Source organism: Leclercia sp. 29361 (genome assembly GCF_011290365.1).
Classification (GTDB): Bacteria; Pseudomonadota; Gammaproteobacteria; order Enterobacterales; family Enterobacteriaceae; genus Enterobacter; species Enterobacter tamurae.
Genome location: NZ_CP049786.1, coordinates 3,727,036 through 3,747,362 on the forward strand (window position 1 = coordinate 3,727,036; position 20,327 = coordinate 3,747,362).

General features: G+C 56.5%; 23 protein-coding genes. 16 read left to right on the forward strand and 7 right to left on the reverse strand.

Going from position 1 to position 20,327, the window contains the following annotated elements:
• The first annotated feature begins 44 nt into the window (after positions 1–44).
• The 3 genes from G7090_RS17760 to G7090_RS17770 are packed head-to-tail and all read left to right on the forward strand — an operon-like array spanning position 45 to position 4,817.
• Positions 45–1,445, forward strand: a complete 1,401-nt coding sequence (locus G7090_RS17760; RefSeq protein ID WP_166183492.1) for a TolC family outer membrane protein — start codon at positions 45–47, stop codon at positions 1,443–1,445.
• Positions 1,442–3,637 (forward strand): type I secretion system permease/ATPase, encoded by a 2,196-nt coding sequence (locus G7090_RS17765; protein WP_166183494.1) that lies wholly within the window; start codon positions 1,442–1,444, stop codon positions 3,635–3,637. Before G7090_RS17760 ends, G7090_RS17765 begins: the two co-directional genes overlap by 4 nt.
• Positions 3,618–4,817 (forward strand): HlyD family efflux transporter periplasmic adaptor subunit, encoded by a 1,200-nt coding sequence (locus G7090_RS17770; protein WP_166183497.1) that lies wholly within the window; start codon positions 3,618–3,620, stop codon positions 4,815–4,817. The genes G7090_RS17765 and G7090_RS17770 overlap by 20 nt, the downstream gene beginning before the upstream one ends.
• A 123-nt stretch (positions 4,818–4,940) precedes the next feature.
• Here the strand turns inward: G7090_RS17770 and G7090_RS17775 are convergent, their stop codons facing one another.
• From G7090_RS17775 to G7090_RS17795, 5 genes are all read right to left on the reverse strand, one after another.
• On the reverse strand, positions 4,941–7,037 hold the full coding sequence (locus G7090_RS17775; RefSeq protein WP_166183499.1) for a pyrroloquinoline quinone-dependent dehydrogenase: 2,097 nt from the start codon (positions 7,035–7,037) through the stop codon (positions 4,941–4,943).
• Between the two features lie 10 nt (positions 7,038–7,047).
• The gene (locus tag G7090_RS17780; protein WP_166183501.1) at positions 7,048–7,413 is read right to left on the reverse strand and encodes a hypothetical protein; all 366 of its coding nucleotides are present in this window, start codon (positions 7,411–7,413) and stop codon (positions 7,048–7,050) included.
• Positions 7,414–7,598: 185 nt separating this feature from the next.
• Positions 7,599–7,808, reverse strand: a complete 210-nt coding sequence (locus G7090_RS17785; protein ID WP_106994969.1) for a hypothetical protein — start codon at positions 7,806–7,808, stop codon at positions 7,599–7,601.
• 204 nt (positions 7,809–8,012) lie between these two features.
• Positions 8,013–8,597 (reverse strand): hypothetical protein, encoded by a 585-nt coding sequence (locus tag G7090_RS17790; protein WP_166183503.1) that lies wholly within the window; start codon positions 8,595–8,597, stop codon positions 8,013–8,015.
• Between the two features lie 24 nt (positions 8,598–8,621).
• Positions 8,622–9,554, reverse strand: coding sequence for a LysR family transcriptional regulator (locus G7090_RS17795; RefSeq protein WP_166183505.1), 933 nt, complete (start codon positions 9,552–9,554; stop codon positions 8,622–8,624).
• 100 nt (positions 9,555–9,654) lie between these two features.
• Here G7090_RS17795 and G7090_RS17800 point away from each other — a divergent pair, with 100 nt between their 5' ends.
• The 7 genes from G7090_RS17800 to G7090_RS17830 all read left to right on the forward strand — a co-directional run bounded on the left by G7090_RS17800 (position 9,655) and on the right by G7090_RS17830 (position 14,953).
• Positions 9,655–10,089 (forward strand): DMT family transporter, encoded by a 435-nt coding sequence (locus G7090_RS17800; RefSeq protein ID WP_106994966.1) that lies wholly within the window; start codon positions 9,655–9,657, stop codon positions 10,087–10,089.
• Positions 10,090–10,093: 4 nt separating this feature from the next.
• Positions 10,094–10,582: a DMT family transporter gene (locus tag G7090_RS17805; RefSeq protein WP_166183507.1), complete on the forward strand. Its 489-nt coding sequence runs from the start codon at positions 10,094–10,096 to the stop codon at positions 10,580–10,582.
• Between the two features lie 92 nt (positions 10,583–10,674).
• Entirely contained in the window at positions 10,675–11,049 is a 375-nt protein-coding gene (locus G7090_RS17810; RefSeq protein WP_166183509.1) for a hypothetical protein, read from the forward strand.
• Between the two features lie 128 nt (positions 11,050–11,177).
• Positions 11,178–11,543, forward strand: a complete 366-nt coding sequence (locus G7090_RS17815) for a DUF1870 family protein (RefSeq protein WP_166183511.1) — start codon at positions 11,178–11,180, stop codon at positions 11,541–11,543.
• Positions 11,544–12,045: 502 nt separating this feature from the next.
• The gene (locus G7090_RS17820) at positions 12,046–12,240 is read left to right on the forward strand and encodes a hypothetical protein (protein WP_166183514.1); all 195 of its coding nucleotides are present in this window, start codon (positions 12,046–12,048) and stop codon (positions 12,238–12,240) included.
• A 70-nt stretch (positions 12,241–12,310) separates the two neighbouring features.
• Entirely contained in the window at positions 12,311–13,996 is a 1,686-nt protein-coding gene (locus G7090_RS17825; RefSeq protein WP_166183516.1) for a YadA-like family protein, read from the forward strand.
• A 270-nt stretch (positions 13,997–14,266) separates the two neighbouring features.
• On the forward strand, positions 14,267–14,953 hold the full coding sequence (locus tag G7090_RS17830; protein ID WP_166183518.1) for an RluA family pseudouridine synthase: 687 nt from the start codon (positions 14,267–14,269) through the stop codon (positions 14,951–14,953).
• A 22-nt stretch (positions 14,954–14,975) separates the two neighbouring features.
• Here G7090_RS17830 and G7090_RS17835 read toward each other — a convergent pair whose 3' ends face one another.
• Positions 14,976–15,359, reverse strand: coding sequence for a VOC family protein (locus G7090_RS17835; protein WP_166183521.1), 384 nt, complete (start codon positions 15,357–15,359; stop codon positions 14,976–14,978).
• Positions 15,360–15,443: 84 nt separating this feature from the next.
• Complete coding sequence (locus G7090_RS17840; RefSeq protein ID WP_166183523.1) at positions 15,444–16,217, reverse strand: helix-turn-helix domain-containing protein; 774 nt, start codon at positions 16,215–16,217, stop codon at positions 15,444–15,446.
• Between the two features lie 58 nt (positions 16,218–16,275).
• Here G7090_RS17840 and G7090_RS17845 point away from each other — a divergent pair, with 58 nt between their 5' ends.
• From G7090_RS17845 to G7090_RS17870, 6 genes are all read left to right on the forward strand, one after another.
• The gene (locus G7090_RS17845) at positions 16,276–16,986 is read left to right on the forward strand and encodes a type 1 glutamine amidotransferase (protein WP_166185430.1); all 711 of its coding nucleotides are present in this window, start codon (positions 16,276–16,278) and stop codon (positions 16,984–16,986) included.
• 34 nt (positions 16,987–17,020) lie between these two features.
• Positions 17,021–17,914 carry a PhzF family phenazine biosynthesis protein gene (locus G7090_RS17850; protein ID WP_166183525.1) on the forward strand — a complete coding sequence of 298 codons (894 nt, stop codon included), beginning with the start codon at positions 17,021–17,023 and terminating at the stop codon, positions 17,912–17,914.
• Between the two features lie 220 nt (positions 17,915–18,134).
• Positions 18,135–18,458 carry a type II toxin-antitoxin system RelE/ParE family toxin gene (locus G7090_RS17855; protein WP_166183527.1) on the forward strand — a complete coding sequence of 108 codons (324 nt, stop codon included), beginning with the start codon at positions 18,135–18,137 and terminating at the stop codon, positions 18,456–18,458.
• A 43-nt stretch (positions 18,459–18,501) separates the two neighbouring features.
• A complete protein-coding gene (locus tag G7090_RS17860; protein WP_166183529.1) occupies positions 18,502–18,846 on the forward strand; it encodes a HigA family addiction module antitoxin in 345 nt (114 codons plus the stop codon).
• 393 nt (positions 18,847–19,239) lie between these two features.
• Complete coding sequence (locus G7090_RS17865) at positions 19,240–19,677, forward strand: hypothetical protein (RefSeq protein ID WP_166183531.1); 438 nt, start codon at positions 19,240–19,242, stop codon at positions 19,675–19,677.
• 61 nt (positions 19,678–19,738) lie between these two features.
• Complete coding sequence (locus tag G7090_RS17870; protein WP_106994955.1) at positions 19,739–20,302, forward strand: hypothetical protein; 564 nt, start codon at positions 19,739–19,741, stop codon at positions 20,300–20,302.
• The last annotated feature ends 25 nt before the right edge of the window (positions 20,303–20,327 follow it).

Sequence of the window (20,327 nt, forward strand, 5' to 3'; positions counted from 1 at the left end):
GGGCTTAACATTATAAAGTTGTTCAGTTTTTTAGGGATAATGCCATGAACAAAGCACCTTGCTGGTGGCTTGGGTGCTGCCTGTTGTCCGGGCACGCCCTGGCTGCCGACTCCCCTGCGGTCATTAGTTTTGGACAAGTAAATGAAAATCAGGAGCTGCCCTCGCTGAATGGCCGGGTAGCGTTGCCGACAAGCCCGGCTGCCCCCGGCACCTTAACCCTGGGCGATGCGGTGAACCGTGCCGTTAACTGGCACCCCACCATTCGCGAAGCGGTGGGCAAACTCTACGAACAGATCCAGCAGGTTGATGTCGCCAAATCGAAGTACTACCCGCAGATCAGCGCCGGGATCAACAACGGCTACAGTAACAACTCCAGCGACACCGGCTTTACCCCTTCCGTGGTGCTCTCCCTCTCCCAGATGCTCTATGACTTCGGTAAAGTTTCCAGCCAGGTGCGGGCCGAAGACGCGGGCGTGGTGCAGCAGCAGGCCAACGTCCTGCTGAGCATTGATACCGTCGCCCGGGATACCGCCACCGCGCTGGTGCAGGTGCAGATGTGGCAGCAGATGGTGGAGACCGCCGAAGAGCAGCTTGAGGCCCTCGGCAGCATCGGCAAACTGACGCGCCAGCGTAACGACGAAGGGGCTACCTCGCTCTCGGACGTGGTGCAGACCGACGCCCGTATCGAAGGGGCACGCTCGCAGCTGATGCAGTATCAGGCCAATCTCGACAGTGCCCGCGCCACGCTGATGAGCAACCTCGGCTGGAACAACCTCAACGAGGTGAGCAACACCTTCCCGGCCAAACTGGCCCAAAGCTGCGACATCAAAGATCCGGATGACCGGCTGGTGCCCGCGGTGCTCTCCTCCTGGGCGCAGGCCAACGTGGCGCAGGCCAATCTGGACTACGCCAACGCCCAGATGACCCCGACCATCTCGCTGGAGCCGGAAGTTCGCCACTACATTAACAATCGCTATCCTGGCCACGACACGCTGGATAAAACCCAGTACAACGTGTCGGTCAACGTCGAGATGCCGATCTACCAGGGCGGCGGCCTGGACGCCCGGCGTAACGCCGCCAGCCACGCGGTGGAGGCGGCGCAGTCCAACGTGCAGCGCACCCGGCTGGACGTACGGCAAAAATTGCAGGAGTCGCGCAGCCAGGTGATGAGCCTGATGAGCACCCTGCAGATCCAGTCCCGCCAGGAGACCCTCAGCCAGCGCACCCGCGAACTCTATCAGCAGCAGTATCTGGATTTGGGCTCCCGCCCGCTACTGGACGTGCTGAACGCCGAGCAGGAGGTCTACCAGACCCGCTTTACCCAGTGGCAAACCGCCGGACAGCTGCACCAGCTGCAGATCAACTGCCTGTATAACACCGGGCGAATGCGCAACGCCTTCAGCCTTGAAAACCACACTATTCAGTCAGTGGAGATCCAGCCATGACGCGAGACGATATCCTTCACGAGGAGCCACTGACGCAGGAGGCGCTGGAGCACTGGGCGCAGGCGTTTGGCTATGTCGCCACCCGCTACCGGGTGGCCTGCTCCCCCGGCGCGCTGGTGGCTGGCGCCCCCTGGCTACAGGGGAAGAGCAAAACCCCGGCCCTGAGCGGGCTGGCCCGTGAGGCGGGGCTCTCCTTTAAGCTGCTCAACAACGGCCAGGAGTCGATCAACAGCTGGCGTCTGCCGGTGGTGGTGGAGCTTAATGACGGCAAGATCGGCGTCATTGAGCACTTCGACGGGGAAGACATGCTCGACGTCTGCTTCTTTGACGGCAAGGCCCAGACCAACCGCATCTCGCTGGCGGCGCTGCTGCCGGCCATTCATCAGGTGGTGGCCCTGCGTCCGCTGGCGGCGTTAAAAGACAGCCGCGTAGATGCCTATATCTCAAAATATCGCCCGGACTGGCTCTACCGGCTGGTGATGCGCGACCTGCGCCCCTACACCTACGTGATGCTGGCGGCGCTGTTCATCAACCTGCTGTCGCTGGCGGGGATTTTGTTTTCGATGCAGGTTTATGACCGGGTGATCCCCGCCCAGTCCTACCCTACCCTCTACGTGCTGACCATCGGGGTGCTGATTGCAACCCTGTTCGGCTTTATCCTGCGTCTCGCCCGCTGCCACATTATGGATCTGCTGGGCAAACGGGCCGACCTGCGCGTCTCGGATCGGGTGTTCGGCCATGCCCTGCGCCTGCGTAACAGCGCGGTGCCGCGCTCCACCGGCAGCTTTATCTCGCAGCTGCGCGAGCTGGAGCAGATCCGCGAGATGGTCACCTCCTCGACCATCTCCACTATCGTTGACCTGCCCTTCTTCTTCCTGTTTGTCGGCGTGCTGGCGATCATCGCCCCGTCGCTGGCGTGGATCGCCCCGGTGGCGGCAGTGCTGATGGTATTGCCGGGCCTGCTGCTGCAGAAAAAGCTGGCGGCGCTGGCGAAGCAGTCGGCCCATGAATCAACCCTGCGCAACGCGGTGCTGGTGGAGAGCGTGCAGGGGCTGGAGGACATCAAGCTGATGCAGGCGGAGAACCGCTTCCTGCAACAGTGGAACAGCTACATTCAGATCACCGCCGAGTCGGGCCTGAAGACTCGCGAGCTGACCCAGGGCCTGATCAGCTGGGGAATGACCATTCAGAGCCTGGTCTATACCGCGGTGATTGTGGTGGGTGCCCCGATGGTGATCGAAGGCGAAATGACCACCGGTGCGGTGGTGGCCGCCTCGATGCTGGCCTCGCGGATGATCGCCCCGATGGCGACCCTGTGCGGCGTGCTCGCCCGCTGGCAGCAGGTCAAAGCAGCCAAAGAGGGGCTGGACAACATTATGCAGCTCCCCACCGAGAACCAGCGCGAAGAGACGCCGATCCGCCAGGACGTACTGCGCGGCCACTACCTGTTCGAACAGGCGCAGTTTGCCTACGGCGGTGACGTGCAGAACCCGGTTCTGCGCATCAACCGGCTGGAGATCAAACCCGGCGAGCACGTGGCGATCCTCGGCCGTAACGGCGCGGGCAAATCGACCCTGCTGCAGGCGATGGTCGGCGGGATGGATCTGGTGGGCGGCGAACTGCGGCTCGACAACCTCAGCCTGCCCCATCTCGACATGGCGGACGTGCGGCGTAACGTCGGCCTGATGAGCCAGAATGCGCGGCTGTTTTACGGCACCCTGCGCGAGAACATCACCCTCGGGATGCCGCGCGCCACCGACGAGGAGATTTTTGCCGTACTGGAGATGTGCGGCGCGGCCACCTTCGTGCAGAAGCTGGCGAAGGGGCTGGACCATCCGATCATGGAGAACGGCGTCGGGCTCTCCGGCGGCCAGCGCCAGTCAATTTTGCTGGCGCGTATGTTCCTGCGCGATCCCAATGTTGTCCTGCTGGACGAACCTACCGCCTCGCTGGATGAGCACACCGAACGCGAATTTATTCAGCGCCTGAGCCAGTGGCTTGGCAACCGGACCCTAATCGTCGCCACCCACCGGGTGCCGATGCTGGAGCTGGTAGAGCGCGTGGTGGTACTGAAAGAGGGAATGCTGGTGATGGATGCGCCGAAAGCCCAGGCGCTGAGCAACAGCCGGATGCAGCAACAATCGCAGCAGGCAAATGGCCGGGAGTGGAAAAATGAAAATCAGTCAGCATGATGCCGCCGCGATAGACGATCTGGATAACACCCTCGGTTCCGAGAGCGGCTATACCGGGGCCAGAAGCATTGTGTTAATCAGCCTGCTGCTGTTTATCATCGGCGGAGTCTGGGCGTGGTACAGCATTCTGGATGAGGTATCGACCGGCACCGGGAAGGTGATCCCCAGCTCCCGCGAGCAGGTTTTACAGTCGCTCGACGGCGGGATCCTCGCCGAGCTGAAGGTCCACGAGGGGGATCAGGTGCAGGCCGGCCAGGTGCTGGCCCGTCTCGACCCGACCCGCTCTGAATCTAACGTCGGTGAAAGTGCCGCCCGCTACCGCGCGTCGCTGGCCTCCAGCGCCCGTCTGCATGCGGAGGTGAACGATCTGCCACTCACCTTCCCGCCGGAGCTGGCGAAATGGACCGATCTGATCGCCGCGGAAACCCGGCTCTACAACTCCCGCCGCCAGCAGCTGGAAGACTCCCGACGCGAGCTGCGCCAGGCGCTGGAGCTGGTTAACGCGGAACTCGCCATCACCCAGCGGCTGGTGAAAACCGGAGCCGCCAGCCACGTCGAAGCCCTGCGCCTGCAGCGCCAGAAGAGCGACCTGGAGCTGAAGCTCACCGACCTGCGCTCGCAGTATTACGTGCAGGCCCGGGAAGCGTTGTCCAAATCCAATGCCGAAGTGGACATGGTCTCTGCGGTGCTGAAGGGGCGTGAGGATTCGGTGACTCGTCTGACGGTGACCTCCCCGGTGCGCGGCATCGTGAAGAACATCAAGGTAACTACCATCGGCGGCGTTATCCCGCCGAACGGCGAGATGATGGAGATTGTGCCGGTGGACGATCACCTGCTGATTGAAACCCGCCTGTCACCGCGCGATATCGCCTTTATCCACCCAGGACAGAAGGCGCTGGTGAAGATCACCGCCTACGATTACGCCATCTACGGCGGGCTGGACGGCGTGGTGGAGACTATCTCGCCCGACACCATTCAGGATGAAGCCAAACCGGAAGTGTTCTATTACCGGGTATTTATCCGCACCAGCCAGGATTATCTGGTCAACAAAGCGGGGAGGCACTTCTCGATTGTGCCAGGGATGATTGCCACGGTGGATATCAAAACCGGCGAGAAATCGGTGATGGATTATATGATCAAGCCGTTTAACCGCGCGAAAGAGGCGTTGAGGGAGAGGTAGTTTTTCTCATCTCCCGCACGGACGATCCCCTCTCCCTTGAGGGAGAGGGTTAGGGTGAGGGGGAACATGCGACTCAGGTGGGGGTTCAGTGCACCTCCTTCCCCCTGGGGTATGTGAACGGTACTATTCAGGCAGTGCGTACACCACCACCTGATCGCCCACCTGGTCCTTCAGGATAGTATTCCCGCCTGCAACAAACGCCACATACTGACGGCCTTTGTACTCATAGACCGACGGGTTCGCTACCGCAGGAGCTTCTACCTGATCGGCCCACAGCTCTTCACCGCTCTCTACCGAGTAGGCGCGCACTTTGGCATCCATCGAGGCGCCGATAAAGACCACGCCCCCTGCTGTCACCGCCGGGCCGCCAATGGTCGGTGAACCCCAGCTTTCCGGCATAAAGAAGCCATACTGCTGGGATGCGCCAACAGGACGACGCCACTTCACATCACCGGTATGCATATCCAGCGCCACGATTTCACCAAACGGCGGCTTCCAGCACGGCATACCCAGCCAGTTATTCGCCACCATCAGGCGCAGGCCATAAGGTGCCCCTTCCTGAGGCGCAAAGCCGCTCTCATTCCCGGCGCTTTTATCCGCTTTATCGTAATCTTCACGGCTGTAGAGCTTCACGTACTGCACGATATGGGAGGTGTTAACGATGGCAATCTGCTTGTGCGGATCGAACGCCACCCCGCCCCACTGCACGCCACCGGCGCTGTCGGGATAGGTCAGAGTACCTTCGCCTTTGGTCACAGGCGGGGTGTACATGCCGTCATAGGTGAGATTGTCCCACAGGCGAGTACACTGCCCGGCACCGACGACATCCGCCAGCTTCCAGATCTCGGGTTTTTTCGACTGATCGAGCAGCGGCGCAGGTTTCGTCGGGAAAGGTTGCGTTGGCGAGAGAACTTCGCCCTGCACCGAACCATCGCCCTGCGGTACCGGACGCTCTTCGATAGGCCAGACATCTTCGCCCGTCAGACGGTTAACCACAAACAAAAAGCCCTGCTTGGTGGCCTGAATCAGCGCCGGGATCTGCTTGCCGTTGACGGTGATATCCATCAGCGTTGGCGCAGAGTTGATATCGTAATCCCACACGTCGTGGTGCACCCACTGACGAGACCAGACCACTTTACCGGTATTGATATCCAGCGCGGTGGTAGAGGTGCCGAGTGGAATAGGATCGACGCGGTTACCACCCCAGTAGTTAGGGGACGGGGATGACACCGGAAGATAGACCAGACCGTTGGCCTCATCGGCGGACATGTGCGTCCAGACGTTGGCCGTCCCGGTACGCTGGCGGATCTCAGCCGGGATCGCATCAAAGGTCCATTCGCGCTCGCCGGTGCGGGCATTGATGGAAAATACGCTGCCCGGAGGTGCTTCGGCATAGGCCCAGTCTTTGCCGGCCCAGCCCACAATCAGATGGTCGCCCACGACGGTTGGCGGCTGCAGGATGGAGAGCGGGTACTTGGCATTAACCGTGTTCCACTGATTAATGTTCAGCACCCCCTTGTCCGCAAAGCCACTGCACGGCTTGCCGGTATCGGCATCCAGCGCAAAGAGCATGCCGTCAACGGTGCCCATGTAAACCATCTTCTGACACGCCTCTCCGGCGACCGGATTTTTTGCCTGCCAGTAAGAGACGCCGCGATTTTTCAGCACCGGCTGGGTCAGCGCCTTGCGTGAAGATTTGGTGTCATAGTGCCACTTCTCTTTACCCGTGCCCGGGTCCAGCGCAATCAGGCGATCGAAAGGAGTGCCTATGTAGATGGTCTCATTGGCGAAGATGGGTGTCGCGGACCAGACGGTAGCCGGGGTGTCGCCTTTGCCATCCGAGACGTCGCCGGTATGGAACTCCCAGACTTTGGTTAATTTACCGACGTTCTCCGCCGTAATCTGGGTCAGCGGACTGTATTTCTGGGCGTTAAGCTGCCCATGGAAGCTGTCCCAGGTGGCGGCTGAGGGCACCAGCGGCGTCGCAGGTTGATTGACCGACGCGACTTTTTGTCCGCCTTCCTGACCGGTTGACGCCTCGTCAGTGGTTTTTGTGGTGCCCGGCGCCTGCTGATCGGCCGCATCCACATTGAGTTCTTCCTGGGTCCCCTGAGAGGCTTCAGCGGCTTTATCCTGCGCCTGCAGCGAGAATGGAGTAACCAGCAGCGCCAGCGCAGTCATGCTGACCTTAATGACGGAATAGTGTTTATCGTTATGCACGGGTGGCTCCTCAGGCTCTGACGCGGGGATTGTGACGAACGGAATTGCTGCTCAGCATAATCAGACCGACCAGGCCGACCACCATAGCTGCCGTAATGATGTACTGGTGCAGCAGCGCGGCTGCAAAACCAATCCCAAACAAGAACACGAGGGTGACAATAATCAGGAAAATGCGCCCGCCGCGACGGGATGCGGCACGTAAAATAAAGCTCAGGATTGCCAGAAACAGGCAGGCGATGGCCACGCCCAGCGCACCAATGGTACCGGTGACGCCAGTAAGCGGTGTCAGCCACGCGTATAACGCCACCGCGAAGCCAATGACCGCAGCCAGCAACAGCAACAGGCTGCCGACGCGGGAGGGTTGAGAGTGCAACATACCAGGAAGTCCCCTTATAAAATGAACAAATAACTCAAACGGCGTTTTTGTGGGTAAGTGCAGCTGTTATTGGCGCGGGCGGTAGCTAAAAAATCAACGCAGCGTGAAGAGCAGCGGCATAATTCACTAAACGTAAATGAGTATAGAAGAGGATTTATTTAAGGCGATTCCTGGCCAGGTGATGTTTAACTTTTCACCCGCTGCAAATTTTCAGGTACGCGTCGCGTCGCCTGTTTGAACGCATCAGCATGATAACCGAGAGACTTCAGCTGGCCCCGGCTCTCTTCTAACGCCGTTTCAAGCTTATCGACTTCATTAGAGAGACGGGAAACCATGACGAAGAGTATGGCGACCCCTATAACGACTGGAACAATTATCCACCATGACAGAAACATATGCGTAACCCTGAAAGATAATCAACGTAGTTACAGTCTTATAGTTAGCTAATTAAAAACAATAATAACAATTCATTAATTTGTATTTGCGCGCATCGGAGCGGTGTTCCAGGCCGGGTAAGGCGTAGCTGCCACCGGGTGATGCAGTGCGGCCTGTCCCCCCTCACCCCAGTCCTCTCCCTCAAGGGAGAGGGAGCAAGGCAACTACGCGCCCGGTGCCTTCGGGAAAATCTCCAGATATTTCTGCGAGCCATAAAACGGGATCACCAGAAACGCCATGCCCGCCGTTCCGTTGGCTAACTGCACCGCCATATCGCCATTGCGGGTAATAAACAGCGTGCGGTCCTGCCAGCGACAGCCGACGCTCATATCCGGGGTACAATTTTTATGCTTCGTCAACAGTACGCCCTCTTTGGTCAGGATGAAGTACCGGCTTTCAGCGTCAGACGGTTTTGCCGCCGACGCATCCAGCAGCGCGTAAGTCTCCTCCCGCAGCGTTCTGTTTTGCGCATCCAGCGATTTCACCTGCAGCGATCTGCCAGGATAGTTAAAGCGTAACTCCACCATCGCCGCGTTGTCGGCTCTGACATACAGCGTCTCGGCCAGATCGTTTGCGCCGTAGTATTTCCCCCCACCCGGCTTGAGCGGTTTCGTCATAAAGCGGTACAGCGTGTGACTGCGAATATCCTGGCGGTTGGGATACTCCGCATTAAATTGCGCTTTTTGCGGCGAGCTGACGACGCAGCCGGTGAGTAACAGCAGACAGAACAGGACTGACAGTTGACGCATTTACCTTCTCCTTTGAGCATTAACCTATGATTGCCAGTAAAGCGGCGAACCAAACGCCTCCACGTAGTAATCAATCACTGCCCGCACATTCAGCGGCGGATGGCGCGTATGGGGGTAGATCGCCGCAATAGTGAGCGGCTCGGTATTGATGGAAGCCTCGTGGTCCGGCAGGAGTTTCACCAGCTCACCATTGTGGACCCGGTCACCAATCAGCCAGTCGGGGAACAGCACCATCCCCATTCCGCCTAATGCCGCGATAAGCAGGGTTTCGGCGTTGTTGGATGACATCAGCGGCGTGACGGGATAGTGGGTCCACGCCTCGCCGGGCCGACGCAGCAGCCAGCGGTTGGGGCCGGACGAGCCGCGATAAACCAGGCATTTGTGGCCCATAATATCGTCCGCCGATCCCGGCGTGCCGTATTTGCGCAGGTACGCCGGCGAGGCGGCCAGGTGATAAAACTGCTGCCCCAGCACCCGGGCGTGAAACGTGGAGTCGGTCAGCGCGCCGATACGAAAGATCACGTCGGCGGCATCCCGATGGGGATCGATGTAATCATCGGTCAGCGTCAGCTCGATACTAAGCCGGGGATAACGTTCCGTCAGGCCAGGGAGGCCGGGTGCGATATGCCGCTGGCCGAAAAAGACCGGGGCATTGATACGCACCACGCCGGAAGGCTCCCGCTTGCGCTCGTCCAGCTCCCGGCGCGCATCGTCAAGATTACTGACCATCGCCCGGGCAAAGCGGATAAACAGATGACCACTCTCGGTAGGGATGATCGCCCGTGTGTTGCGGTAGAACAGCTGCTGGCCGAGGGCGTCTTCAAGCTGATGAATTACGCGGGAGACCTGCGAGGCCGAAACCCCTTCCCGCCGCGCCACCACCGAAAAGTTCTGGGTTTCATAGACCGCAATAAAGATCAGCAGCCAGCGAATATTGATGTTTGCGGCGTCGTACATTAATGCATTTCCTGCACAGGTGTTTATTGCATTATGGCATTTTTCTCACGGATGTTCAGGCGTACGCTTCCCGGCCTTAACGATGGAGAGACGGCGAAGTATGCAACTGATATTGATTTTATTCGTGATCGCGGGCGGCATGGGGCTGTCCGTCGAGGCTGGGCTGCTGGGGCCGCTCGGCGGCGAGGTGGGCGATCTGTGGGCCACGTTCAGCGTTTTCGGCGTCGGTGCCGCCCTGACGTTTCTGCTGATGCTGTTTTTCAGCCCGCGCAACAGCCCGTCGTTTTTCGCTCAGCCTTCATGGCAACTGCTGGGCGGGGTGCTCGGCCCGATCTACGTCATTATTTTGACCATCGCCACACCGGCGATCGGCATCGCCATGACCATGATTGGTATTCTTGCGGGCCAGGTGTTTAAGAGCCTGATCATCGACCATTACGGCCTGCTGGGCACGCCGCACCGCAAAATTGACAGTAAACGCATCATCGCGCTGGGGTTCATCATCGCCGCGCTGGTTCTGGTTGCACAGGGGTAACACAATGACATTTATCATGATTATTCTGGCGGTCATCGGCGGTGCGACGCTGAGCATCCAGGCCGCCATCAACGGCCAACTGGGCAGCAAAGTCGGCGTCTTCAAAAGCGCGTTCCTGACCTTTTCCGTCGGCGCGCTGATCACCGCCCTGCTGATCTTCTTCTTTGAGCCGAAGCATGCCGTTACCCTGATGGATGTGCCTAAATGGCAGCTGCTGGGGGCGATGTTTGGCGTGCCCTACATCGTGATTATGGTGCTGGCCGTGCAACGTATCGGTACCGCGGTCGCCACGGTGGCGGTGATTTTTGGTCAGCTCACCATGAGCATGCTGATCGACAATTTCGGCTGGCTGGGCAATGCGGCCATTCCGTTTTCGATGAGCCGTCTGGGGGCCGTCGTCTGCCTGGGGATCGCGTTGTTCTTTATCTACTCCAGCAGCAGAACGCCGGAAACAGAGGAAGAGGCGTCGGCCACCAGCGATGCTCGCTCATAACTACCGACGTATTCCCGATATCGGCTCCGTGTGCATTTATGCCAAAATAGTAAGCGTTAATGGCGGAAAATGGCTAACAAGGGGCTGGTATAATGGAAGAATCCTCATTAGAAGATGAATTTAACCGTCGAGTGAAGACGCTCAGCGAGCGTGCAAAAGCAGCTGGGACGAACGTCAGCGAGTTGTGCCGTATCGCTGGCGTCAGTCGCACAACGCCAGAGCGGTGGAATCAACGTGTGCCGAAATCGATCTCTATTTTCGATTCGGTTTTCCAGGCGCTGCTGGATATCGAAAAGGCCAGAAGTGATGAAGAAGAAGCGTTTAAAAATCTGCCGCTCCGTGAGCAGGAACGCATTAAGGCCCAACGAAAAGAGCTCGAACGCGAAAGAGAAAGAGAGCAGCGCCTGAAGCGCAATGAATCACGCCGGGAAAGCCGCGCGCGTCTGAAAAACACGCCGCAAGATTAAGCCCGTCGCAGGCGTGTTTCTTCAGGCATCGCGGGTTGCGCTCGATCTATAAAATTACTTGTAATGTTTGCTACCGCCAGGAGCGCTCATTTATCATCAGGCGGCTTATTATCAGAATGGATTAAGAAATGAACAGACTCGCTCTCATCGCGTGCAGACGCATACTTTTCCTTGAGGTTGAGGAGGCGGCGACCCACATTGCCGAAGTATCACAGCGTACCTGGCGCTACTATGAGTCTGGTCGTACCCAAATTCCTGCCACGCTTGCAGAGAAGATGGAAAAGCTCATGCAATATCATGCTGTTATAAAAGAACGCATGACGAAGGACGCTGACGAGCACCGTCAAAAAGGAGAAGGCCGGCAGGTCGTTCCCTATTACCTCACTTTTGAGGATTACCAGAAGGAGACAGGCCTGGATGATGTGATCGGCTTTCGCCTCGATCAGTCGGTAAAAGCTTCGCTCTATCTGGAAGACAAAGTCGTCTTCTACTGAAAGGCTAATCAACCTCCCCCTATCGCTCCAACTCCCATAACGTAAATTCCCCCAACTCCGGCTATGTTGACCGCATCCGCATTGCCGGGGGCATAACCACGCCCCTGCCCCTTGCCTGTATTGTATATATACGTAAATGACCAATTTTAATTAATCAAAAAAGATAAAAACATAGTTCCTTAAAATACTCATTTAACAATACATGTTAAAGAAATAAATGTTTCTATAACAGATACCATCTCCAGGTAGCCTCCTGTAAATCTCACTTCATCACAATAGTTATTTCATTCGAAGATTCTTCAATCCCAGTAATGGCGCATCCTGAGAGTTACATCATACAATTAAAATAAAATCTTTTGATAAATTATAAAGTTAATTTAAAACTTATTTTCAAAAGTAAAAAATCTTCAGAAAGGATATTGCTGCCTTACAAAATTACGAGTAGTCTCCGTTCCGCCGCTGGAACACCCAGCAAGCCCCCCGGCAAAACGGAGTCAGACATATGGCAGCAACACGTGGAGTACGGGCGGGAGTATCGGTAAATGCGAGAAGTGAATGGGTCGCGTTTACCGCGAAATTGCCCCAGGCGTTAAAGAAGAAATTAAAGATTGCAGCCGCTGAATGCGACCGGAAGCAGCAAGAGATTGTTGCTCAGGCTGTTGAGAAGTGGATGAACGAAAACGGCTTCAATAAGTAACCGACAAAACGTAGTAACCGACAAACCAGTAGTAACCGACAAAAACCGACAAGAAACTAAGATATCAAACATGAAAAAGACAGTATTAGCAGTACTCGTTAGCCTGGCAGCCTCTGGTGCTGCCCAGGCTGATATCCATCAGGCGATAGATTTGGTTGACAACATGAACAACAAATCGATCTCTTTCGATGAAGCGAAAAGCGCATGGGCAACTCTGGATGCTGTCACCCAGAAACAGGCTCGCCAGTATGACAAGTCACAAGGTACCAACTACACGAGTGACTTCAAAGATGGTGAGCATACCTACTATGCGCGCGGTACGGCTACCGCCACTTACGTAGACAATACTACTCCGGTATACAGCGGCCAGTCTCAGCGCCCGGCCACCCTGCTCCCTGCTAATACTATGGAACCGGGAATTACTAAAGAATCCAACCCAGCGGGTAAGCCGACTCACCAGGATGATGTTTATATCATGAGGGCGGAAAGAGATGCTGACGCCGCAGTATCCCGTCTGAACAGCATGCAGCCGGACTACAATGTTGTCGTTGTTGCGGCGCACAATGCCAATGCTATCGACGCGGCGAAAAAGGCGATTGTGGCGCGTCAGGAACAGGCCCGTGCCCAGGCTGAAGCCGACCACATTACTCAAACGGTGATGGAAGCGCACGATGCTAACGCCCAGATCGTGAAGAATAAGATCGAAGCTCACCACCTGATCGCGCAAAGAGAAGCGGACGCCGCAGCTTCCCGTCTGGACAGCATGAAAGTTGATTACAACGCTGTCGTTGTGGCGACCCATGACGTCGAAGCGGCAAACGTGGCAGGTAAACTGAAGGCGGCGGCAAATGTTACCCGCACCGCAGGCCAGCAGGTTATCCCTGAGCAGGCTGCGGCTGATGCCCGCCTGAACAGCATGAAACCCGACTATAACGCCGTTGTCGTCGCTACCCATGACATCGAAGCGGCAAACGTGGCCGGTAAACTGAAGACAGCGGCAAATGTTGCCCGCACTGCAAGTCAGCAGGTTATTCCTGAACAGGCAGCAGCAGATACCCGCCTGAACAGCATGGCGGTTGATCCCAATGCCGAAGTGGTCGCCGCGCATGATGCGCAGGCTTATGAAGTGGCGCAAGGGGTTGCCCGCAAAGCAGACAACGCTAACCGCACGTCTATCCAGCATGTTGACGGCAACGCGGTAGCGATCGCTGATAACACTATGGATATTGCATCTAACACGGCAGGCGTGGCGGCGAACAAAGCAGGCGTTGAGCAGACCACCGCGAAGCTTGACTCTGTAACCTACGATATCGCTGGCAACCGTCGTGCGATCTCCGGCCTGGCAACGCGCGCCGCTGACACCGACGCGCGTATCGCTGAAACCAAAGCGGAACAGGCTAAAACCAACGAACGCGTATCGGCTAACAGCGCGGCTATCGCCGACCATGAGAACCGTATTGAGTCTCTGGAAAGCGAAACCACCAGCAAATTCTCTAGCCTGAAAAACAAGGTTGAAGAGAACCGCAAACGTGCCTCCGCTGGTATTGCTGGCGTCGCAGCCATGGCGAACATCCCGCAGGTTACCGACACGCAGAACTTCTCTGTCGGCGCTGGCGTGGGTAACACCGACAGCGAAAGCGCCCTGGCTGTAGGTATGTCTGCGCGTGCTACTGAAAATGTGGTTGTTAAGACGTCCGTCTCGAACGACACCCAGCACAACTTCGTGGTTGGCGCTGGCGTGAGTTACGGCTGGTAAGTCTGAATGCCCTGCTTTGGCGGGGCTTTCATTTTCTACGGACGAAAAAAAGGCCAGACAAGCTGGCCTTCTTTCCAAATTAGTAACCGACAAGAAACTAACTTTGTCCGATGCGCATCGGACGGCCAAAAGAATACCGCATTCACGGATGCAGGGCAAATCAGGGGGCCTGCTGGCGCGTCATCCCCTGGCAAGTAGATATGCAACCTATTCGCCAGCCCGCGGCAAATTGGTTATCATCCCCGCCTCTTTTATCCTCCGGTCAGCCTGATGTCTGCCATTATCGATACCTTTATTGCCCCGCCTTGCCACACGCCGATAGAGACGCTGTGGCAGGACGATCATCTGGTGCTGATCAATAAACCCAGCGGGCTGCTCAGCCTGTCGGGGAAGAATCCACAAAATCTCGATTCCGTGCATCACCGGCTGGTGCAGACTTTACCCGGCTGCACGCTGGTGCATCGCCTTGATTTCGGCACCTCCGGGCTGATGGTGATTGCCCGCAACAAGGCGATCAATGCTGCCCTCTGCCAGCAGTTCAGCCAGCGCAGCGTGACCAAAATCTACACCGCCCTGCTCTGCGGTCATCTGGCCGATGACGAAGGGGTGATTGACGCGCCGATTGCCAAAGATCCGGCGCTGTTCCCGCTGATGTCGATTTGCGCCATAAACGGCAAACCGGCCCGCTCCCGCTATCGGGTAGTGGAGCGTTTTTATCACCAGGGAGAAGTGCCGGTGACGCGGGTTGAACTCACCCCGGAGACCGGGCGCACCCACCAGCTGCGCATTCACTGCCAGCAACTGGGCCATCCCATTCTGGGCTGCGATCTGTACGGTGGGCTCCTGCCGCCCGGCACCGAGCGGACGCCACGGCTGATGCTGCACGCCAGCGAGCTGCATTTTGCTCATCCCATCAGCGGGGAGCCGATCGCCGCCCGCCATTCCAGCCCGTTTTAAAGGTGATATGCCCTGCGTCAAATCACCATGCCCGGTTCTGCAAAACGACCCGGTAGCCATCGTGATCCACGAACGTCCGTCCGTTAACGTCCCAGTAGGGGTTAAAGGAATCCACGCCAGTAAAACCTGCGTCGATCATCCGGACGCAGGCCTGCTCCCACTCCGCTTTATCGGGATAATAGAGAACGAGCAGGTCCTCTTCGGTATGGGAGGGCGGGACGGGATGATGGTGACACACCGTAAACTCGAGGTGCCAGGGCAACGCTTCCTTGCCTGCCATAATCCCGCTGAATCCCTGATGATCCTGGAAGTCAGCAATCTTTTGCAGGCCCAGTCCCTGGCTGTACATCTGAAACGATCGTTTGGGGTCGGTAACGGGTCTGGCAATTCGCATATGGGTGAACATCCGGTGCTCTCTGTGGAAGGTTCGTCAATGCGCCTTAGTCTATCTGCCCTGACGTTTTTCATTTTCCCGTGAGTGTCTTACGCCTTACGTTAAAAACTCACGTGGCGTGATATCCAGGATGGTGCGAAAGGCTGCAGTAAAGGCGGCCGGGCAAGAAAAACCGAGCTGCCAGGCAACCTGTTTAACCGGCATGCCATTGGCGAGCAGATCCAGTGAGGCGCAGATTCGGGCTCTTTGCTTCCAGCTTCTGAAGCTAAACCCGGTATCCCGAATAAACAGGCGCGAAAAGGTGCGCTCGGACATAGCGGCGATCTCCGCCAGCTCGCTCAGCGACGCATCCCATCGCTGGCTAACCAGTAAAGTTCTGGCTGCCCGGACCAGGCGTGCATCTTGTGGCATGGGAAGTTCCGCCGCCAGAGGTTCCGTTTCGCTGAGGATTTCCAGCAGTAACAGAGCCATCTTCCGTTGGCTGGGCGGCTTGTATTCGCTGCTGAACAGTCCCGCTATCAACTCTTTCACCAGCGCGGTCGCCGTTATCACATGGACATCTTCGCACTTTGTGAAGTTCGTACAATCAGCAATCAGACTGCCACTAGAATAGACCGTGCGGAGTTCGGTGTGCGACAGCAGGTGGTAGCTGTGCACCTGTCGCGGCGGGATCCACAGCGCGCGCTGGGGTGGGATCACCCAGCGATTCCCTTCGGTTTCAACCAGCATCACGCCCTTGGTGGCAAATAACAGCTGACCTTCAACATGATAATGCGGGGGATCTACCTCACCACGCCCGTAATCTGTAGCAAGCGTCGACCAGCCAATGGCCTCATCGTGCCTTGGCGCTTTATCTATGATGTTTGGCATTTCACATTCAGACCCTGCATTTATGATGAACTGCCAACATTACAGGGAGCAAGCACCAATGCGCATACATTTTATCGTACATGAACATTTTGAAGCACCTGGCGCCTATGAAACCTGGGCGAATCAGCGCGGCGATGAGGTAAGTTATTCCCGAGTCTTTGCGGGTGATGCGCTGCCTGCCAGCATCGAAGCGATTGATTTATTGATTATTATGGGAGGCCCGCAGGATCCTGATACCACACGTGCGCAGTGCCCTCATTTTGATGCCAAAGCCGAACAGGCCGTGATTGCTTCCGCAATCTCTGCCGGTAAAGCGGTCATCGGCGTGTGTCTGGGTGCGCAACTGATCGGGGAGGCGTTGGGCGCAACGTATGAGCATAGCCCGGAAAAGGAGATCGGTAAGTTCCCGATTACGCTGACAGAAGCGGGCCAGCATGACCCTCTGTTTTCTCATTTCAGCAACACGCTGGAGGTCGGCCACTGGCATAACGATATGCCGGGACTGACTGACGACGCGGTCATTATTGCTTTCAGTGCAGGCTGTCCGCGCCAGATAGTCGCGTATTCCGACCGCGTCTTCGGTTTTCAGTGTCATATGGAGTTAACGCCCGAGGTGATTGAACTCCTCATCGCTCATTCGGAAAACGATCTGTGCCGTGCCGCTGACTACCGTTTCGTCGACACCCCTGAAATGCTTCGCGCACATGATTACCGGGAAATGAATGAAAAACTGTTCATTTTCCTGAATAAGCTGGCGGAACGGTATTAGGATGTACGTTGAATCACTACATGCAGGACAGTAAATGAAAAGACGGTATGTTGTGGCTGATGTTTTTACTGATACCCCCTTTCTGGGTAATCCCGTCGCCGTGGTTTTAGATGCAGAAGATCTGAGCACCGGGCAAATGCAGCGGATTGCCGTTGAGTTTGGCTACAGTGAAACGACCTTTGTGCTTCCGCCGGACGATGCTGCCCATACCGCGCGGGTGCGAATTTTTACCCCTTCACGTGAGATCCCGTTCGCGGGCCATCCCAACGTCGGTACCGCTTACGTGCTGGCAACCTATGCGGCGATGAATGACACGCCTCTGCCTGAGACGCTGCTGTTCGAGGAAATTGCGGGTCTGGTTCCCGTCAGGCTGTTAAAAGACAACGGCACGGTGACGGGCGCGGAGCTCGTGACGCCGGAAACCTTATCCTGCCGCTCTGAAGTCAGCCCGGAAAAGGTTGCCGCCTGCCTGTCGCTGACTGCAGAAGATATTCGCACCGCGGTGCATAACCCGCTTGTCGCCTCGGTTGGCCTGCCGTTCCTGGTGGTGGAACTCGCCTCCCGGGATGCGCTGCGCCGCTGCGTGCCGAACTTGCAGGGCTTTCGCGCGGTGCTGCCGCTGGATGGCGCGGTCTCTGTTTATGCCTATACCCTCGATAAAGATGCCGGTGAGCCAGGCGACCTGCAGGCGCGGATGTTGACGCCGCGCATGACGGAAGATCCGGCCACCGGCAGCGCCACCGCCGCGGTAACCGCTCTGCTGGCGCTGCATCGGGATAAAACCACGCTCTCCCTCCAGGTTAGCCAGGGCGTTGATATGGGGAGGGCCAGTACGCTTTATTCGGGGTATGACGCCTCGTCAGGAAAGTCCGTTGTCCGGGTGGGCGGCAGCTGTGTCATTACCATGGAAGGGGCGTTTACGCTGTAAGGTTGCATCGGTGGAACATTGCCGGGTGGCGGCTACGCCTTACCCGGCCTACGCACATCCTCTTTTCTGAAGACGCCTCGCAGACCTTACATTCTCCCCAGCGCTACGCTTCCACACGCTAAAACTCCAGGTTAATTTGCCATTACGGACCATGTAAACAAACGCACTTGCGCACAGTGCATGAGTGCATTAGACTGACCTACGTTCACCAGGATGGAGAATGACCACACCACTTACGTTAAGGAGCATCTCTGACTTTCGCGATACCTGGCTTGAGGAGTTTTTTCTATATGGACGTCCGCATGGAAAAATCCCGGCAGAGATAGCGTCAGCTCTGATGCGAAAACTCGACATCATCAACGCAGCGACCTCATATCGGGATCTGCGTAGCCCACCCGGCAACAAACTTGAAGCGTTGAGCTCGCCGCTTCTGGGTTGTTATTCGATACGCGTGAACAGGCAATACCGACTGATTTTCATCTGGTCAGGCGGTAAGGCGAAAGGGATTTATCTTGATCCTCATACCTACAATGCTCACCGATGAGTGATGTAGATGGGGACACCCGCTAAACAAGGCAGGTCATAAAATGGCATTCACAAACAGCACCCGTAAACCGACCACACCTGGCGATATTCTGCTTAACGAGTTTCTTGAGCCGCTGCACTTAAAAATTGCCGATCTGGCAGAGATGCTTAACGTGCATAGAAACAGCGTCAGCGCGCTGGTCAATAACAACCGAAAACTGACCACGGACATGGCCGTGCGGCTAGCCCGGGCATTTGATACCACCATTGAGTTTTGGCTGAACTTGCAGCTGAACGTGGATATCTGGGAAATTCAGCACGACGAGCGCATGCAGGCGGAACATCAGCAGATCATTACTGCCGCAGAGATGCTGGCTAAGAGGAAAGCGCAATCGTCTGTGGCGTAATGCTACGACAATACGCCTCTCGCCCACCCTTCTGGTGGGCTTTTTTACGCCCAAATTATGTAACAGCGCTCCAGATTGACATTCGTTTCTGAAGACGCCTCGCAAGAATGAAAACTGCCTTATCTCCCTGCTTTAACAGTGGCTATTTGCGACGTAGAGTGTCGGTACGTCAGCAACATCTGGCGTCGGGATTGGCATCCTGCATAACATACTGGTAGCGCGAAGCTTTTTTTGCGCTATGCGTCCGGCTACACTCTAGGGTGGGCCGGGCGAGGGCGCTGAAAAGCGCGCCGGTTATCAGTATGTCCGGTTATGCCAACCTCGTCCGGCTCCGCCACCAATGGAAATTGGCATTTCCTGTGGCGGCGATAAACACATACTGAGGTTATTTATATGGCTACTATCAACCCGCTCATTACCGCCCCCTTCGACCACAATACCGACTTCACCGAACTGGCCGATAACTGCGAACGCTTCTGCGAAGCGATGCTGTGCGAAGAGGATCCGACAATGAAAATCGCCCTGTGCGGCCGCCTCGCTGCCTGCCTGGCGCTGCTGAAACCGACGCTGCATGAGCCCATTCCCCGGAACCTTGAGGCATATCTCACCGTTGATTCCCTGCCCCTGCATCAGCCGGAGTTCGGACCGGAATCCGATGCGCTGTGCGGTTATTGCGAAGCGATCGCCCGGCTGTTGATCAGCAATACGCTGGCACCGGATACCGCCTGCACCATGAGCGATCTGCTGGCAGAGTTAACCGGCTATTTTGCCGAGCGCCTGAAGGCGCCGCGCTGGCTGGCAACCGATGCGGGAGTGGAGTGGATTAACTAATGTGAATGTTTCCCCTCACGATAGCGTGAGGGGAAGATGACAGCTAAGGATGGCTGATGACATGAGCAATTTATCGCTCCAGGAAATACATGAACACTGCCTTCATACTACTCAAAAAATCATTCAGAGCTTCGGTTGGGATAGCATCATCGTAGGTTCGTTAAGCGAGGAAGACAAAACTTACCTTTGGAATGAGAACGATAACGCGGTTCTTAACTGGCGCTGGGCAATAGAGCATTATCGTGGAAATGCCAACGATAACGGTATCTTAGATATAAGCCTAAAAAGTACGAAGGGATATGATTCTGCTGTCCTGCATGCAGCAATAATTTGCAAATATGATGCTCGCAGGGAGGAGTTCGCCATTTGCATGCTGGAAAATCTGATAGCTCACAAAAAGAGTGCGCTTACAGGTAACGTCTTTATTATTGCCCTGATCTATTCGACAACATTTTGCAGCATGATGGAACTTGATGATGTGGTGATACATGACCCCCTGGAGGACATGAAACCACGCTATCGATCGTATGGATTCTCACAAGTGTTTTACGCCCCCAACAAAATGTCCTCTGCAGTAGCTGATATTCAGACAACGATTCGACGCAAAGTGATGGGTATCCACTGAGATAAAAATCGACTGTTTGTCAGGC

Bases quoted from the DNA above. Each gene is read 5' to 3' on its own strand.
- G7090_RS17760 (WP_166183492.1), top strand. From the start codon at position 45: ATGAACAAAGCACCTTGCTGGTGGCTTGGGTGCTGCCTGTTGTCCGGG.
- G7090_RS17765 (WP_166183494.1), top strand. From the start codon at position 1,442: ATGACGCGAGACGATATCCTTCACGAGGAGCCACTGACGCAGGAGGCG.
- G7090_RS17770 (WP_166183497.1), top strand. From the start codon at position 3,618: ATGAAAATCAGTCAGCATGATGCCGCCGCGATAGACGATCTGGATAAC.
- G7090_RS17780 (WP_166183501.1), bottom strand. From the start codon at position 7,413: ATGTTGCACTCTCAACCCTCCCGCGTCGGCAGCCTGTTGCTGTTGCTG.
- G7090_RS17785 (WP_106994969.1), bottom strand. From the start codon at position 7,808: ATGTTTCTGTCATGGTGGATAATTGTTCCAGTCGTTATAGGGGTCGCC.
- G7090_RS17790 (WP_166183503.1), bottom strand. From the start codon at position 8,597: ATGCGTCAACTGTCAGTCCTGTTCTGTCTGCTGTTACTCACCGGCTGC.
- G7090_RS17795 (WP_166183505.1), bottom strand. From the start codon at position 9,554: ATGTACGACGCCGCAAACATCAATATTCGCTGGCTGCTGATCTTTATT.
- G7090_RS17800 (WP_106994966.1), top strand. From the start codon at position 9,655: ATGCAACTGATATTGATTTTATTCGTGATCGCGGGCGGCATGGGGCTG.
- G7090_RS17805 (WP_166183507.1), top strand. From the start codon at position 10,094: ATGACATTTATCATGATTATTCTGGCGGTCATCGGCGGTGCGACGCTG.
- G7090_RS17810 (WP_166183509.1), top strand. From the start codon at position 10,675: ATGGAAGAATCCTCATTAGAAGATGAATTTAACCGTCGAGTGAAGACG.
- G7090_RS17815 (WP_166183511.1), top strand. From the start codon at position 11,178: ATGAACAGACTCGCTCTCATCGCGTGCAGACGCATACTTTTCCTTGAG.
- G7090_RS17820 (WP_166183514.1), top strand. From the start codon at position 12,046: ATGGCAGCAACACGTGGAGTACGGGCGGGAGTATCGGTAAATGCGAGA.
- G7090_RS17825 (WP_166183516.1), top strand. From the start codon at position 12,311: ATGAAAAAGACAGTATTAGCAGTACTCGTTAGCCTGGCAGCCTCTGGT.
- G7090_RS17830 (WP_166183518.1), top strand. From the start codon at position 14,267: ATGTCTGCCATTATCGATACCTTTATTGCCCCGCCTTGCCACACGCCG.
- G7090_RS17835 (WP_166183521.1), bottom strand. From the start codon at position 15,359: ATGTTCACCCATATGCGAATTGCCAGACCCGTTACCGACCCCAAACGA.
- G7090_RS17840 (WP_166183523.1), bottom strand. From the start codon at position 16,217: ATGCCAAACATCATAGATAAAGCGCCAAGGCACGATGAGGCCATTGGC.
- G7090_RS17845 (WP_166185430.1), top strand. From the start codon at position 16,276: ATGCGCATACATTTTATCGTACATGAACATTTTGAAGCACCTGGCGCC.
- G7090_RS17850 (WP_166183525.1), top strand. From the start codon at position 17,021: ATGAAAAGACGGTATGTTGTGGCTGATGTTTTTACTGATACCCCCTTT.
- G7090_RS17855 (WP_166183527.1), top strand. From the start codon at position 18,135: ATGACCACACCACTTACGTTAAGGAGCATCTCTGACTTTCGCGATACC.
- G7090_RS17860 (WP_166183529.1), top strand. From the start codon at position 18,502: ATGGCATTCACAAACAGCACCCGTAAACCGACCACACCTGGCGATATT.
- G7090_RS17865 (WP_166183531.1), top strand. From the start codon at position 19,240: ATGGCTACTATCAACCCGCTCATTACCGCCCCCTTCGACCACAATACC.
- G7090_RS17870 (WP_106994955.1), top strand. From the start codon at position 19,739: ATGAGCAATTTATCGCTCCAGGAAATACATGAACACTGCCTTCATACT.